Source organism: Pseudarthrobacter chlorophenolicus (assembly GCF_000962805.1).
GTDB classification, from domain to species: Bacteria; Actinomycetota; Actinomycetes; order Actinomycetales; family Micrococcaceae; genus Arthrobacter; species Arthrobacter chlorophenolicus_A.
In genome coordinates this window covers 162,451-176,182 of sequence record NZ_JZTW01000006.1, presented here as the reverse complement: position 1 = coordinate 176,182, position 13,732 = coordinate 162,451, and the positions used below count along the sequence as shown (strand labels likewise).

Here is a 13,732-nt window from a genome sequence, read left to right as displayed (position 1 = left end):
TTGCACCGGTGTTCGCGGGGGAAGAATGCGGTCACGGCTGTGGTTGCAGGCAGTAGGGTTGGCTGGACCGGCCCTACTCCCACAAGCCAAGGAGCACCATGCCCGCCATTGTCCATTTTGAGGTCCGGATCGATCCCGCCCGCCGGGATGAGGCCGCGAAGTACCTGGCCGAAACGCTCGCCGCCACCCGCGCCTGGCCCGGTAACCAGGGCATCGAGGCGCTGGTTGACGACGCCGATCCCTGCCACATCCTGGTGGTGGAAACCTGGGCCACCACGCAGGACCACGACGACTACGCCGCGTGGCGCACCACTCCGGAGGGCAAAAGCTCCCTGGGTGAGATCCTGGCCGGACCGCCCTCCAAGCAGGTCTACTCCGAAACCCTGCCGCTGGGTCTTTAACGCCAGCAACGGCTGCAAGGCAGCACGGGCGCCGGAGCACGGGCGCCGGAGCCCGGGCACCGGGCGTCCCTAGACTGAAGCCTATGGACTCACTTCTGTACGACCTGCCGGCACTGACCATCCGCAGCATCTCCGTCAGCGAGATGGACAACAACGTCTACCTGCTGACGGCGAAGGAGAGCGGCGCCCAACTGCTGATCGACGCCGCCGACGACCTCCCGGCCATCCGGCAGCTCATCGCTGACGGAGCCGCGGACACCAAAGCTGAACCGAAGCTGGCGCTGATCGCCACCACGCACCAGCACTGGGACCACGTTCGGGCGCTGAAGGAACTGGTGGACGCCACGAGTGCGCGCACCGCGGCGGGAACGGACGACGCCGACGCGCTGCCCGTTCCGGTGGACGTGCGGCTAAGCCACGGCGACGTAGGCAACTTCGACGGGTTCGACGTGACGGCGGTGCACCTGCGCGGCCACACACCGGGTTCCATCGCGTTCGTGTACGAGGACCCTGAAGGGCCGGCGCACATCTTCTCCGGCGACTCACTGTTCCCGGGCGGCGTGGGCAACACCCAGAAAGACCCTGAACGGTTCGCCCAACTCCTGGACGACGTCACCGAGCGGCTGTTCGGCCCCTACCCGGACACCGCCGTCGTCCATCCCGGCCATGGCAAGCCCACCACCCTGGGCGCCGAGCGGCCGCACCTGGAGGAATGGCGCGCCCGCGGCTGGTAAACCAAAAAAGCGGTGGTTGAGCTTGTCGAAACCGGGTTTCGACAAGCTCAACCACCGCTGTAGTTTTTAGAGCTGGCGGGGGTTAGCGGCCGCGGCGCTCGTTCGACGCAGGCGCGGACGCGCGGCGGGGACCGCTGCGCGCCGGACGGCCGGAACCGTTGCCCGAGCCGCCGTTGCCGGCGCTGTAGGAACCACCCGAGGTGCCACCGGTGTTGGAGGACCAGACTGCCTTGGAACCGCCACCGGCTGCTCCGGCGGAACGCTGGCCACGGCCGCCGGACGCGCCGGCTGCTGCACGCTGGCCGGTAGCCGGGCGTCCACTGCGCTGCCCGCCGCCCGACGCAGGACGGCCGGATCCGCCGCGGGGCGCCTCGCTGCGGGTAATGCGTGAATCGGTGCGGCCATCCGAAGAACGTCCGTCCGAACCGCGCCCGGCAGCTGCGCGGCCGCCTGCTGCGGGGACGTCGTTGCGGTGGGTGCTGGCGGTGCCACGGCCGCGGGCATTGCGCCGGGCAGCTGCTGCCGCCACTGCGCGGTCCTCGTTCTGCTCCCGCACGGCGTCGACGGCGGCCCGGGCCTCAGTGCGGCCTTCGAAGGCTGCGGCCCGGCGCTGGGCACGGGGAACGTCAGTGCGGGTGGGTTCGGCGGAGACCTTGCCCCTGCCGCCGCGTCCACCACGGCCCCCGGCCGACGGAGACGCCTGGCGGCGGGCCCGCTTGCGCTCGGCGTTCGCACCGGTGGACTTGCCGCCTCCCTGCTGGGGAGCTTTCGCAGCCAGCAGCGCGGCCCGGGTGCGGGGGTCAACCTTGTCGGCGATCTCACCGGTCAGTTCGCCCACGATCGGGGAGTTCGCGGTGACGCGCTCAAAGGTGACCTCAACGCCGGCGGCCTTCATCAGCTTCTTCACGTCCGTCTGCTGCTCCGGCAGGGTCAGCGTCACCACGGTTCCGTCGGAACCGGCGCGGGCGGTACGGCCCGAGCGGTGCAGGTACGCCTTGTGCTCGGTGGGCGGATCCACGTGGATGACCAGTTCGACGTCGTCCACGTGCACACCGCGGGCAGCGACGTCGGTGGCCACCAGCACGCGCACGTCACCGTTGGAGAACTCGGCGAGGTTGCGGTCGCGGGCGTTCTGCGAGAGGTTGCCGTGCAGGTCGACGGCGGGGATCCCGGCGTCGGTGAGGGTCTTGGCCAGCTTGCGGGCGTGGTGCTTGGTGCGCATGAAGAGCACGCGGCGGCCGGCACCGGAGGCAAGCTCCACGATCAGCTGCTTCTTCACGGTCTGGTCGTTGACCACCAGCACATGGTGTTCCATGGTGGTCACCGCGGCCTGCGGATCATCCACGGAGTGGGTCAGCGGGTTGGACAGGTAACGCTGGACGATCTTGTCCACGCCGTTATCCAGGGTGGCGGAGAAGAGCAGGCGCTGGCCCTGGCTGGGGGTCATGTCCATGAGCTTCTTGACCACAGGCAGGAAGCCGAGGTCCGCCATGTGGTCGGCCTCGTCGAGGACGGTGATTTCCACGGCTTCGAGGCTGAGGATGCGCTGGCGGATCAGGTCCTCCAGGCGGCCGGGGCAGGCGATGACGATGTCGACGCCGGCGCGCAGCGCCTTCTCCTGGCGGGCCTGGGAGATACCGCCGTAGATCACGGTGGTGTTCAGGCCGGCGGCCTTGGCCAGCGGCTCGATGGTGGCGTTAATCTGGGTGGCCAGTTCACGGGTGGGCGCCAGCACCAGGCCCATGGGGCGGCCGGGCTTGCGGAAGTACGCGGCTTCGCGCTCGGCCAGGCGGGCCACCAGCGGGATGGCGAAGGCGATGGTCTTGCCGGAGCCGGTACGGCCGCGGCCCAGGACGTCACGGCCGGACAGGGTGTCCGGGAGGGTCTTGACCTGGATGGGGAACGGAGACTCGATTCCCTGCGCGGCAAGGGTTTCGGCGAGTGCTTTGGGCGTGCCAAGGGCAGCAAAAGTAGTCATAAACTCAAAGGTCTTTCTGGCGGTATCCGTGCGGATATCGGCCCCGTGCGCCGGTTGGCACAGGGGTTCGCCGAAGAAAAGTCAGGTGGTCAAACCGGCACGCTGCCGTTTTCAGGACGGCGGCCGGGACCAAATGGAACGCGTTCATCGACGCAGGATGTGCCTCTCACATGAAAAAAGCCCCGTCCCCTAAATGAAGGGTTACCAGGGCATCACTGCACATCAAGTTCCACTATTCTAGCATCCCGGCGCCACCGGCGTTTTCGTGGCAGTGCACCCGGGGCCCCGCCAGGCGTTGCCACTCCGCAAGGCACAAGGCAGGGTTGAGGCATGAGCGAACACGCGGCGCACCACCATGAAACGCACGACGACGGCACCTCCAGCGGAGGGGACGTCACCAGGGCAGCCATCGACCCGGCCACGGCATGGGACGAGCGGTACCGCACCAAGACCCAGTTGTGGAGCGGCAACCCGAATCCGCAGCTGGTCCGCGAGGCCGGCGGCCTGAAGCCGGGACAGGCGCTGGAACTGGGCTGCGGCGAAGGTGCCGACGCCATCTGGCTGGCCCATCACGGCTGGACGGTCACCGCCGTCGACGTCTCGGCGGTTGCCCTGGAACGGGCGCAGTCCCACGATAAAGCAGTGTTCGCCCGCGAAAGCGTGCATGCTGCGGATGGTGCGCCGGCCAGCCGCATCAGGTGGCAGCAGGCCGACCTGGAGCGGTGGCAGCCTGAAGGCGCCTTCGACCTGGTGACCTCACAGTTCCTGCACTCCGAGGATCTCGACTGGCGGCTTCCGCTGCGGACCGCAGCAGCGGCGGTGAAACCCGGCGGGACGCTCCTGGTGGTTGGCCACCACCCGGACCGGCTGCCGCCGTGGGGCGGCGGGCACCACCACGGGGACATGTTCTACAAGGGCGAGGACCTGGTCCGGGAACTGTCCCTGGAGGAGCCTGGCTGGCAGGTGGAAGTGCTGACCAGCCGGGAGCGCCCGGTCACAGGGCCGGAGGGCCAGCAGGCCACCATCGCGGACGTCGTGCTGCGGGCCACCCGGCTCCGCTGACCGGCTGCCTCTCCCCCTCCGCCTCCCCGTAAGAGTTTTTGGGCAGATAACGGGACTTCCGGCCCCCCGAAGTCCCGTTATCTGCCCAAAAACTCAGGGGTGGGGGAGGCGACCCGCGGCGCCACCGCCGCCGCGGCTACGCCGATCACTGCCGCGAAGGTGAAGACCCCGGCGAAGGAGGCCGCCGTCGTCGTGAACGCCGTGAAGACGATGCCCGTGGTGGCCAGGGCCAGCGCCCCGCCAAGGGAGTCGGAGATGGACATGGCCGAGGAGTTGAAGCCCTCGTTGTCTTTCGTGGACAGCGCCAGGGTCATCACGCTGAGCCGCGGATAAAGCAGGCCCATGCCGCCGCCGGCGAAGATCCAGCCCACGATCGCGACGGCGGCGGGCCAGTGCAGCGCGGTGGTGGCCAACGCAAGGATCACGGCGCCGAGGACCATGAACGCTCCGGTGCGGACCGCGCCGCGATGGGACAGTCGATCGCCCAGCCGGCCCTGGACGGCCGCGGCACCCGCCCACGCCAGCGCGCCGCCGGTCAGGGTGAGTCCGGCGAAGGTGGGCGAGAAGCCATACTGCTCGATCAGCAGGTACGGCAGGTATACCTCGGCGCCGAAGAACGAGGCTGACGCCAGTCCGCGGGCCAGGATGACGCTCGGCAGCCCGCGCCGGGCGAGGAGGGTGCCGCGGGGAACCAGTGGCCGGACGGCCGCAAGGGCAAGTGCGACGGCGGCGACGGCCAGGACCGCGGTGGCGGCCGGAAAGCCCTGGATCCGGACCTCGGCAGACAGGTTCAGTCCCAGCACCGCGACGGCGGCGAGCGCCGCCCAGCCCAGCCGGCCGATGGCCCAGGGCGCTGCAGGTGACGCAGCCCCCGGCCGGTCCATCCCCTTCAGCACCGGGGCGATCATGAGCAGAGCCGGAATGACGAGGACCACGACGCCCAGGAAGACCCAGTGCCAGCTGAAGACCTGGGCCACGATGCCGGCGGCAAACGGGCCAATGAGCGAGGGGATCACCCAGGCCGCCGAGAATGCCGCGAAGATCTTGGGGTGGAGCGCACCTGGAAAAATCCGCGCCACCAGGACGTAGAGCGCCACTGTCAGGGCGCCGCCGCCGAGGCCCTGGACCAGCCTGCCGGCCACGAGCATTGGCATGGACACGGCCGTGCCCGCGATCAGGAGGCCAGCTACGAACAGGGCCACGGAGGCGTAGAGGGGTACGGTGGGGCCGCGGCGGTCGGACCAGTTGCCGGCGGCCACATTGCCGATTACCCCCGTGGCCAGGGGGCCGGCGAAGGCGAGGGCGTAGAGGCTTCCGCCGTCCAGTTCGCGGCTGACCAGCGGCATGATGGTGGTGACCGCCAGCGATTCGAAGGCAGCCAGGAACACCAGGGCGCAGGTCCCCACCGTGACCCACAGGTAGGGCCGCTGCAGGATGCCGGCGGTGGGCTCTGTTGCGGGAAGGGTGGAGTCGCGCACAGCCACCTACCCCACGTACCGGTTGCGGCCGGCACGGTAGCCAAAAACGGCGGCCAGCAGCCCCACCGCCAGGAACATGTTGCCGGCGGCGGCAAAGGACCCTGTTCCCTGATGCAGTTGCCCCACCAGCAGGGTGCCGGTGGAGCCCAGGCCGTACCCGACGCCCTGCATCATGCCGGACAGGTGCGCGGCGGTGTGCCCGTCGCGGGTGCGGAGCATGATCATGGTGAGGGCCACCGCGGTGAGGCTGCCTTGCCCCAGCCCCAGCAGGCCTGCCCACACCCAGACCAGGTCCAGCGGCCCGAAGATGCTCAGCGCGAAGCCCCCGCCCGTCATCAGGGCCACCACCGTGTTAATGGCCCGCTGGTCCCGGAACCGTGCCGCCAGGGCGGGAGCGAACAACGAACCCAGCATCTGCAGGATGATGCTCACCGAGACGATCAGCCCGGCAGTGGCCCCGTCCACGCCGCGTTCACGCAGGATGGGGGCCAGCCAGGCGAAGACGCTGAAGGACATCATGGCCTGCAGCACCATGAAGATGGTGACCTGCCAGGCCACCGCTGAACGCCACACGTTCACGCCGTCCCTGACAGCCTGATGACGGGCTGGATGTTGGCGCAGGGCCACCGGGAAGAAGAGAAGAAGCACGACGGCGGCCGGCAGCGCCCAGAACCACAGCGCCACAGTCCACTCCCCCGCTGCCGCGTAGACGGGGAAGGTGAAGCCGGCCCCCAACGCGGCCGAGGCACAGATGGCCGTGGTATACAGCCCGCCCATCAGGCCCAGCCGGTGCGGGAAGTCGCGTTTGACCAGGCCGGGAAGCAAGACGTTGCACAGGGCGATGGCCGCACCGCACGCCGCCGTCCCGGCGAGGAGGCCCGTCAGGTGGCCGCCGGGAATCCCGGGGTCTGCCGGACGCAGCAGCAGCCCTGCGGTCAGCACGGCCATGGCACCGAGCAGCACACGTTCTGCGCCGAACCTCCGCGCCAGCACCGGGGCCAGCGGCGCGAACACCCCCAGTAACGTGACCGGCACCGTCGTGAGCACCACGATGGCCCACCCGGGCAGGGATGCCTGCGCCGTAACCTCGGGAAGCACCGCCGAGAAACTGGAGAAGACGGTCCGGAGGTTCAGCCCGATCAGCACCAGGCACAGTCCCAAATAGGCCAGCTGCCTGCGGTTCCCTACCCGGGTGGGTGCGGCGGCGGGCGTCTCGTCGGTCTCGGCATCAACCAGGCTGCTGCCGCCTGGGCGCTTCCTTGGGCTCAGTTCCCCCGGTTCCTGTGGCCCGTCCTGCTGCCGCCGCTTCATTGCCCCGGCATTCGTCGCTTCCGTCACCCGCCCATTCTTGCAGCACCGGCGCTTGCGGGTCCCCGCCCGGGCTCCCGCAACCCTCCGCTGCCAACCCCGCACCCGGAAGTTATCCACATACGGGAGCCGGTGGCTTTTGGCACGGCAGGCGGTTTCCTAGTTTGGAGACGCGGACCACTGCCAAACGAAGTCCTCCACCCCGTCCGCTGCCAACTACCGGCCGATCCGGCCCAGCAGGGAGAACATGAGCGCGCAGCCCCTTCAAGAGTCCACTCCGCCCGTCCCCGGACAGCGGGTTTCCGCCAAGGCCATCGCCAGCCTGGTACTGGCCATCGTCGCACCGGCCACACTCTACATTTCAAGTCCTTTGGCGTTTATCGCGGTGCTGATGACCTACCCGGACGAAGGCCCGCCGCATGCGCCCTGGGTGGCGCCGCTGGTGTTCCTGAGCCTGCCGCTGAGCTGCTGGCTCGTGTCAGTCCCGTTGGCTGTATCCGTCATCAGGAAGTCCACCGGCCGGTCGGGCGGTTGGGGGCTGGCGGTGGCATCACTCTGTGTGTCCGGCGTCCTCTTCGTGATCGCCCTGGTCCTCTCGCTGAGGTATGTGCCCATGCTGTTCTACTGATCCCGCAGGTTCCATCCGGGTTCGCGGGTCCATCCGGCCACCGGCGAGTGGCGGGGCCGGGCGGCCGGCGAGGCCGGCCAATAGCGGGGCCCGGGTAGGTGGGGCGGAGGCGCGCGGCCCGGAGGCGGCCGGCGTTGCTCCGGTATTCTGGGAAGGATGAGCGATTCCCCCGAAAACCCCCAGCAGCCGCACGTCCCCAGGCCGGTGACGCCCGGAACGCAGGCGTCCTTCGGCACCTATGGTGGACGGCCAGTCAGCTTCGTGCGCCGCGGCACCCGACTCCAGGGCCGGCGCCAGGCAGCCTGGGAGGAGCACGCAGAACGGTGGGCCGTGGACGTCCCCCGGCACGTCGCCAACACGTCGGTCCACCCGGACTACACGTTCGACGCCGAGGCTGAGTTTGGCCGCAAGGCGCCGCTGGTTGTGGAAATCGGCTCGGGCCTGGGCGATGCCATCTGCCATGCCGCCGAACAGAACCCGGACACGGATTTCCTGGCTGTCGAGGTCTACACGCCCGGCCTGGCCAACACCATCATCAAGATCAACGGCCGGGGACTGACCAACGTCCGCGTGGTGGAGGCCAACGCCCCCGAGGTGCTGGCCACCATGCTGCCCGAAGGCTCCGTCGACGAACTCTGGGTCTTCTTCCCGGACCCGTGGCACAAGTCCCGGCACCATAAGCGCCGGCTCATCCAGCCCGAGTTCGCGGGGCTGGCCTCCCGTGCCCTGAAGCCCGGCGGACTGTTCCGGATTGCCACGGACTGGTCCAACTACGCCATCCACGTCCGCGACGTGATGGCGGGGTCCGCGGACTTCGAGAACCTGCACACGGGCGAGCGCCGCGGACCGGAGAGCCCGCTGACGCAGGTGTGGCAGTCCGGCGTCGAATCCGTGGTGGGCGGTGCTCCCGTCCGTGAGGGCCGGGCGCCGGTCAGCACCGGCCACACCGGCCCCAACGAGGGCGTGGATGAGACCGGCGGCTGGGCTCCCCGGTTCGAAGGCAGGATCAGGACCAGTTTCGAGGCGAAAGCCCACGAAGCCGGCCGCCTGATCTTCGATCTTTGCTACCGCAGGCGCCAGGCCTGACAGCCGGGCGCGGCAACCACTCCGGCTGGAGAATTCAGCTGACGCTGATGGCGGAGACGACGTCTTTCAGCAGGTCCAGGCGGGGCTCCGCTTCGGGGCTGGTGTAGGGCCAGATCACCACGACGCCGATGAACCGGCCGTTTTCCAGCACGCCGACCGTCGCAGCCACCTTGGGTGAGCCCTGGGCGTCGCTGTAGCCAGCCACCACGGCGTACGCGGACTTGCCCGGCAGTCCGAGCTCCCCTTCAGCCAGCAGGGTTCCGCCGCGCTCTTCCAGGTAGAACCCTGCCATCAGGTGCGCCCAGCCCGTGGCCTGCGGCGCGTCCTGCACGGAGTTGTCGTCCTTGATGACGGTGACCAGGACTCCGCCCAGCAGGCCGTACTGCTCGGTGTTGGGACCGGCGCTGGAATCATCCAGGACCTGGGTGTACTCAGGGAAGTCTGCGGTAAACCCCAGCGGGGATTCGATGTGCACTGACATGGGTTCAGAGCCTCTCGAGCTTGGTGTCGTTGGGGACCTTATAGTACGTGGACACGTTGGTGGTGGCCGAACTCTCGGTCTTGACCTCCACCTCGCCCAGCTTCACGTCGAAGCCGGCCTCGTTGGAGGCGGTCACTACGCTGTTGACCTGGACGGTGGCCGAGCCGGCCTCGTACAGCTTGGCGGCGTCACGCGCCGCACCGTAGTCGTTGCCGAGGGCCACGTTGCGCAGGTAGCTGTCCACCACGGCCCGGTTCTCCGGGGTGTAGTCCACGTTGATCTTCACTGTGCCCTGGGTACCGGCGGACACGGAGGATTCCACCTTGGCTGCCTTCACGTCGGTGCCCTCGGTGACGCCCTGCGCCACGGTGCCTTCCATCGAGACCGTAACGGAATCGATGTTGTTGCCCTTGTCCATGTTGACCTGCAGGCCGCCCTTGCCGGATGCCTCGAAGGTCCGTCCGTCCAGGTTGAGCTTGCCCTGGGCGGACACTTCGCCACTGGCGGTGGCCGTGCCGTCCGTGAGGTTCCGTTCGTAGGAGAGGTCCAGCTTGGCTGACCCGGAGGCTGCCCCGCTCTCGCCCTCTGCCTCGAGGGACAGCGTGCCCTTGGCCTTGTCCGTCTGGCCGGTTGAGCCGTTGTCTCCGGCGGCATCGTTGATGGTGTCCAGGACGTAGCCGGGCGGGTTGCCGGCGACGTCCTTGATGTCGCCGATGCTGTCCGGCGGCAGGTCCCGGTACATCTGGGCCCGCGCAGCCATGGCTTCCTCCACGCTGCCGAACTTGTACTCCCGCGAGACCTCGCCGCTCAGGGTGACGCCGGCCGTGCCCGAGGTGTCGTTGACGCCCAGGCCCATGTTTCCGTAGACCTTCATGGTGGCGGAACCGTCCGCGTTCTCCACCACCTCGGTGCCCACTTCGGCACCGCCGTGAACCCAGGCGACGCGGGCCTCGATGGAGGCTTTGCCGGTCTCCGTGTAAACCGGAATGTCCGCCTTGGCCAGTTCCTGCAGGTGTTCCTTGGCCTGCTGCTGGGCGGACTCGGGAATGCCGCCGTCCATGCGCATAAGGTCCTTGGCGAAGGGACCGTCCTCGCCTTCACCCTCGATCAGGTACTTCCGGTCAGCCTCGGACAGGCTTGCCCACCATTTGGCCTGCTCCTCGGGGCTGGCGTTGAGCATCCGGTCCAGGCCGGACTCCAGTTCCTTGCGGTGTTCGGCCGCGGCCGCGGCGGCTGCTGCCTGTTCCTGCAGCCAGTCCCGCGCCTGCCCTGCCAGGGATTTGATCCGGTCCCAGGTGCCGCCCCCGCCGCCTCCGCCGGAGGAGTTGGAAGACTTCTCCTGCTCGTCCGCGTGCTTCATCAGGATCTTGGAGTTGGCCCGCAGGCTGGAGACCACCTTTTCCAGGTTGGGCCGGTGGCTGGAGCTCCAGTCCTGGCGGAAGCGGGCGCCGTCGGCCCCTTTCCACGGCGCGGACTGGATCTGGCCCTGAAGCGAACCTGCCCGGCTGCTCAGCAGGGAGGCGGCCTGGTCCACTGCCTTGGCCAGCGCCCGCAGCTGGCTGACGTCAGCGCCGTAAAAAGTCATGGTGTTTCCCCCGGTGGTTCGCGGTGAGTGTGAATCGCTGAAGCTTATGGTTGCACAACCACCGGACCGGGGCGATGGGGATCCCTCCCCATGATCCGGACCGGCGTGGCACGATTACCTTGTGTGGGGCACGCACACTGGTGAACCACAGCGCCGCCGTCCGGCGCACGCACAAAGGAACTGCCATCAAAAGAGAACTGAAGCAGGCCGCTGATGCGGCCGAAACCGTCACCAACTCACGGGCACTGGAAGTGCTGGCCAGGGCGGGATTCGCGGCCAGCGGCATACTGCACCTCCTGGTGGGTGCCATAGCCATCCGCCTCGCCACCGGTGGCACCGGCAGCGCGGACTTCAGCGGGGCCGTTGCCGAGATGGCCACCCAGCCGGCCGGGCCGTTCCTGCTGTGGGCCAGCTTCGCCGCCTGCGCAGCCCTGGCCATCTGGCAGGCCAGCGATGCCATCTTTGACTACACCCACCTCCCCGCCAAGCAGAAGGCCGCCAACAAGGCCAAGGCCGCAGCGCAGGCAGTGGTGTTCGCCGGCCTGGCCCTGACACTGATGTCCTTTGCCATGGGCACCGGATCTGACGAAGACAACCGAAAGGCCGCCAGCGACCTGACCTTCTCGCTGATGAAGGCTCCGGGCGGCGTCGCCCTGCTGGTACTGCTGGGGACCGCCATCGCCGTCACCGGCGTCGTGTATGCCATCCGCGGGCTGCGGAAATCCTTCGAAAAGCACCTGGTGTTGCCCGGCAATTCAACGGCCAGGACCGCCGTCTCGGTGCTGGGCGTCGCCGGCTACGTTGCCAAGGGGACGGTGCTGTTGCTGACCGGGCTGCTGATTGCGGTTGCCGCGTGGCAATCCCATCCGGAGCAGTCCACGGGCCTGGACGGCGGCCTGCGCGGCCTGCGGGACCAGCCCATGGGAATCTACCTCCTGGCTGCGGTGGGGGCAGGGCTGATTTGCTACGGCGTGTACATGATTGTGCGGGCCAAGATGGCCCGGATGATCAAGTAGGCCGGCGGGACGGACCGGGGTGGCCGGGCATGGCCGCCGCCACGACCCGTTCCGGCGCGGCCCGGGTTGCTGTGGGTGTCGCTAGGGTTGGACCATGCCCCAGGTACGCGCTGAACGCCATATCCGCACCGACCCGGAGACGGCGTTCGCCTTCTCCCAGACCACGGGTTCCTTCCGGCTGAAGTGGGACCCGTTCATCTCCGCGCAGGGCTTCCTGGACGGTGCAGCCCAGGCCGGCAAAGGCGTCAGGACCCGGACGCGGTCCCGCCTGGGCCTGGTGATGGTCAGCGAGTACGTCTCCTACGCGCCGCCCCGGAACGTGGGAATGACCATGGTGGCCGGCCCCTGGTTTTTTGAAAACTTCGGCGGGGGCTGGCGTTTCACGGCGGACGACGGCGGCACCCGGGCCGTCTGGAAGTACACCTTTTCCTGTCGCCCGGCGCTGTTGCGGCCCGTGATGGAAAAGATCGGCACCTGGTTGCTGGGCCGGGAGATCGAGAAGAGGATCGAGGCGTTCGCGCGGGCTTGCGAGGACGCCGGCCTCCAGGCGGAGTTCCGGGAGCACCACGGCCGCACGGCCTAGGGAACGGTGATGACGGCGACCGCCTGCTGCGTCCCGTCCCGCAATTCCACACTGGAAATCCTGCCCAGCTGGATCGGTGTGGCGCCGGTGACCTTCACCCGGCCGCTGGGCGTGGCCGTCCAGGCGCAGGCGCGGTCCTCGCCGCCGTCGCGGTCCCTTACCCACAGCGAAAGCGTGCCATCGGACGGCAGGCTGCTGCCGTTCACCGCCAGCTCAGTCCCCCAGGTCTTCCGGGCCAGGTCAATGCTGAACTGCAGCCCACCCCCGGACTGCACCGAGTACGTGGCGTCAGGCTGCGGCGCCCGCACCAGCAGCGGCCCCACGGCCAGGCCCACCGCAAGGCAGGCAGCGGCGGCTGCGCCCGCGAGCGCCGCCCATCGCCGTCGTGCTTTCCGGCGCCGGCGCGCAAGTTCGTGCAGCAGCGGCTGCGGCGCAGGGACCTGGTCTGCAGCTGGGCCGGGGTTGACCGTGGGCAGGGCGCCGGCCAGTCCGGCCGCAGGCCAGGGATCCGCGGCACCTGGCTCCGTGGCATCCGGTTCCGTGGCACCGGGCACCGAAGTGAGGGCAAGGGCGTCCGGAACGGGAAGGGCGTCGAGCAACGCGGGAAGTGTCTCCAGCCCGGCGAGTTCGTCCCGGCAGGCGCGGCATTGCCCAAGGTGGGATTCGAACGCCGCCCGGTCTCCGGCGTCGAGCCCGCCCAGCAGGTAGGCCCCCAGCAGGTGGTGGGGGTCCGGGGTCATGGTTCCACCCCCATCTCGTCCAGGATGGTCCGCAGGGCCCGCACGGCGTAGTAGGCACGGGACTTCACGGTGCCGCTGGGGATGTTGAGCTGGGCGGCGGCCTCGTTGACCGTGAAGCGTCTGTAGTGCAGGGCAACCAGGACGTCCCGGTGTTCCTTGCTGAGGCGCAGGAGGGCTTCCTCGATCAGCACCCGGTTCAGCAGGCCGTCCACGCGCTCCATGACCCCGGCCTGGCGGGCGGGCTCGCCCTCCAGCGTTTCGGCGGGGCGGCGCTGGGCGCGCCGGTAGTTGTCGATCATGATGTTCCTGGCCGTCCGATAGAGATAGCTGCGGATGCTGCCGTTGATATCGGGCGCCTGCTGCCAGACCCGGAGCACGGTTTCCTGCACCACGTCCTCGGCCAGCTGCGGGTCCCGCGAGGCACTGAGCACGAACCGGCGCAGCGCCGTGCCGTGTTCGCGGTAGAGGGACTCCACCGCGTCCTCGTCGAGCGACATCCCATCCTCCTGCCCGCGTTCATTCGCTGTTTGCCCATTGAGACGCCGTTTCCGGGCAAATGGTTCAACCGCACCGGCCTCCCCTGTTTTGCCGCCGCCTTGAACCATTCTTCACCCGGCAGCGTCATACCGGTTAGCGTCCGGTGATCCGAGGC

General features: G+C 68.8%; 14 protein-coding genes. 7 read left to right on the top strand and 7 right to left on the bottom strand.

Features of this window, described 5'->3' with window-relative positions; all coding sequences use genetic code 11:
• The first annotated feature begins 98 nt into the window (after window positions 1-98).
• Complete coding sequence (locus tag UC32_RS08530) at window positions 99-401, top strand: putative quinol monooxygenase (RefSeq protein WP_045730794.1); 303 nt, start codon at window positions 99-101, stop codon at window positions 399-401.
• Between the two features lie 83 nt (window positions 402-484).
• Window positions 485-1,135: an MBL fold metallo-hydrolase gene (locus UC32_RS08525; protein WP_045730793.1), complete on the top strand. Its 651-nt coding sequence runs from the start codon at window positions 485-487 to the stop codon at window positions 1,133-1,135.
• Window positions 1,136-1,217: 82 nt separating this feature from the next.
• Here the strand turns inward: UC32_RS08525 and UC32_RS08520 are convergent, their stop codons facing one another.
• Window positions 1,218-3,113, bottom strand: a complete 1,896-nt coding sequence (locus tag UC32_RS08520) for a DEAD/DEAH box helicase (protein ID WP_045730792.1) — start codon at window positions 3,111-3,113, stop codon at window positions 1,218-1,220.
• A gap of 330 nt (window positions 3,114-3,443) precedes the next feature.
• Here UC32_RS08520 and UC32_RS08515 point away from each other — a divergent pair, with 330 nt between their 5' ends.
• The gene (locus UC32_RS08515; RefSeq protein WP_045730791.1) at window positions 3,444-4,175 is read left to right on the top strand and encodes a class I SAM-dependent methyltransferase; all 732 of its coding nucleotides are present in this window, start codon (window positions 3,444-3,446) and stop codon (window positions 4,173-4,175) included.
• Between the two features lie 77 nt (window positions 4,176-4,252).
• Here UC32_RS08515 and UC32_RS08510 read toward each other — a convergent pair whose 3' ends face one another.
• Entirely contained in the window at window positions 4,253-5,653 is a 1,401-nt protein-coding gene (locus tag UC32_RS08510; protein ID WP_045730855.1) for an MFS transporter, read from the bottom strand.
• A gap of 6 nt (window positions 5,654-5,659) precedes the next feature.
• On the bottom strand, window positions 5,660-6,991 hold the full coding sequence (locus UC32_RS08505) for a CynX/NimT family MFS transporter (RefSeq protein ID WP_235423625.1): 1,332 nt from the start codon (window positions 6,989-6,991) through the stop codon (window positions 5,660-5,662).
• 217 nt (window positions 6,992-7,208) lie between these two features.
• Between UC32_RS08505 and UC32_RS08500 the strand changes: the two genes are divergently transcribed.
• Window positions 7,209-7,589, top strand: a complete 381-nt coding sequence (locus UC32_RS08500) for a hypothetical protein (protein WP_045730790.1) — start codon at window positions 7,209-7,211, stop codon at window positions 7,587-7,589.
• A gap of 156 nt (window positions 7,590-7,745) precedes the next feature.
• Window positions 7,746-8,675: a tRNA (guanosine(46)-N7)-methyltransferase TrmB gene (trmB, locus tag UC32_RS08495; protein ID WP_045730789.1), complete on the top strand. Its 930-nt coding sequence runs from the start codon at window positions 7,746-7,748 to the stop codon at window positions 8,673-8,675.
• Window positions 8,676-8,709: 34 nt separating this feature from the next.
• On the opposite strand, the gene UC32_RS08490 is transcribed toward trmB, so the two are convergent.
• Together UC32_RS08490 and UC32_RS08485 are read right to left on the bottom strand one after the other, a co-directional pair.
• Entirely contained in the window at window positions 8,710-9,156 is a 447-nt protein-coding gene (locus tag UC32_RS08490) for a hypothetical protein (RefSeq protein WP_045730788.1), read from the bottom strand.
• Between the two features lie 4 nt (window positions 9,157-9,160).
• Entirely contained in the window at window positions 9,161-10,741 is a 1,581-nt protein-coding gene (locus UC32_RS08485) for a fimbrial protein (protein ID WP_045730787.1), read from the bottom strand.
• Between the two features lie 140 nt (window positions 10,742-10,881).
• Here UC32_RS08485 and UC32_RS08480 point away from each other — a divergent pair, with 140 nt between their 5' ends.
• Window positions 10,882-11,757, top strand: a complete 876-nt coding sequence (locus tag UC32_RS08480) for a DUF1206 domain-containing protein (protein ID WP_045730786.1) — start codon at window positions 10,882-10,884, stop codon at window positions 11,755-11,757.
• A gap of 94 nt (window positions 11,758-11,851) precedes the next feature.
• Window positions 11,852-12,340 (top strand): SRPBCC family protein, encoded by a 489-nt coding sequence (locus UC32_RS08475; RefSeq protein WP_045730785.1) that lies wholly within the window; start codon window positions 11,852-11,854, stop codon window positions 12,338-12,340.
• Here UC32_RS08475 and UC32_RS08470 read toward each other — a convergent pair.
• Both UC32_RS08470 and UC32_RS08465 read right to left on the bottom strand, forming a co-directional pair.
• Window positions 12,337-13,080 (bottom strand): anti-sigma factor family protein, encoded by a 744-nt coding sequence (locus UC32_RS08470; protein WP_045730784.1) that lies wholly within the window; start codon window positions 13,078-13,080, stop codon window positions 12,337-12,339. The two genes, UC32_RS08475 and UC32_RS08470, sit on opposite strands and share 4 nt — an antisense overlap.
• Window positions 13,077-13,577, bottom strand: coding sequence for a sigma-70 family RNA polymerase sigma factor (locus tag UC32_RS08465; RefSeq protein WP_045730783.1), 501 nt, complete (start codon window positions 13,575-13,577; stop codon window positions 13,077-13,079). The genes UC32_RS08470 and UC32_RS08465 overlap by 4 nt, the downstream gene beginning before the upstream one ends.
• Window positions 13,578-13,732: the final 155 nt, after the last annotated feature.

Coding starts and splice junctions, on each gene's coding strand:
- UC32_RS08530 (WP_045730794.1), top strand. CDS start 99: ATGCCCGCCATTGTCCATTTTGAGGTCCGGATCGATCCCGCCCGCCGG.
- UC32_RS08525 (WP_045730793.1), top strand. CDS start 485: ATGGACTCACTTCTGTACGACCTGCCGGCACTGACCATCCGCAGCATC.
- UC32_RS08520 (WP_045730792.1), bottom strand. CDS start 3,113: ATGACTACTTTTGCTGCCCTTGGCACGCCCAAAGCACTCGCCGAAACC.
- UC32_RS08515 (WP_045730791.1), top strand. CDS start 3,444: ATGAGCGAACACGCGGCGCACCACCATGAAACGCACGACGACGGCACC.
- UC32_RS08500 (WP_045730790.1), top strand. CDS start 7,209: ATGAGCGCGCAGCCCCTTCAAGAGTCCACTCCGCCCGTCCCCGGACAG.
- trmB (WP_045730789.1), top strand. CDS start 7,746: ATGAGCGATTCCCCCGAAAACCCCCAGCAGCCGCACGTCCCCAGGCCG.
- UC32_RS08490 (WP_045730788.1), bottom strand. CDS start 9,156: ATGTCAGTGCACATCGAATCCCCGCTGGGGTTTACCGCAGACTTCCCT.
- UC32_RS08485 (WP_045730787.1), bottom strand. CDS start 10,741: ATGACTTTTTACGGCGCTGACGTCAGCCAGCTGCGGGCGCTGGCCAAG.
- UC32_RS08475 (WP_045730785.1), top strand. CDS start 11,852: ATGCCCCAGGTACGCGCTGAACGCCATATCCGCACCGACCCGGAGACG.
- UC32_RS08470 (WP_045730784.1), bottom strand. CDS start 13,080: ATGACCCCGGACCCCCACCACCTGCTGGGGGCCTACCTGCTGGGCGGG.
- UC32_RS08465 (WP_045730783.1), bottom strand. CDS start 13,577: ATGTCGCTCGACGAGGACGCGGTGGAGTCCCTCTACCGCGAACACGGC.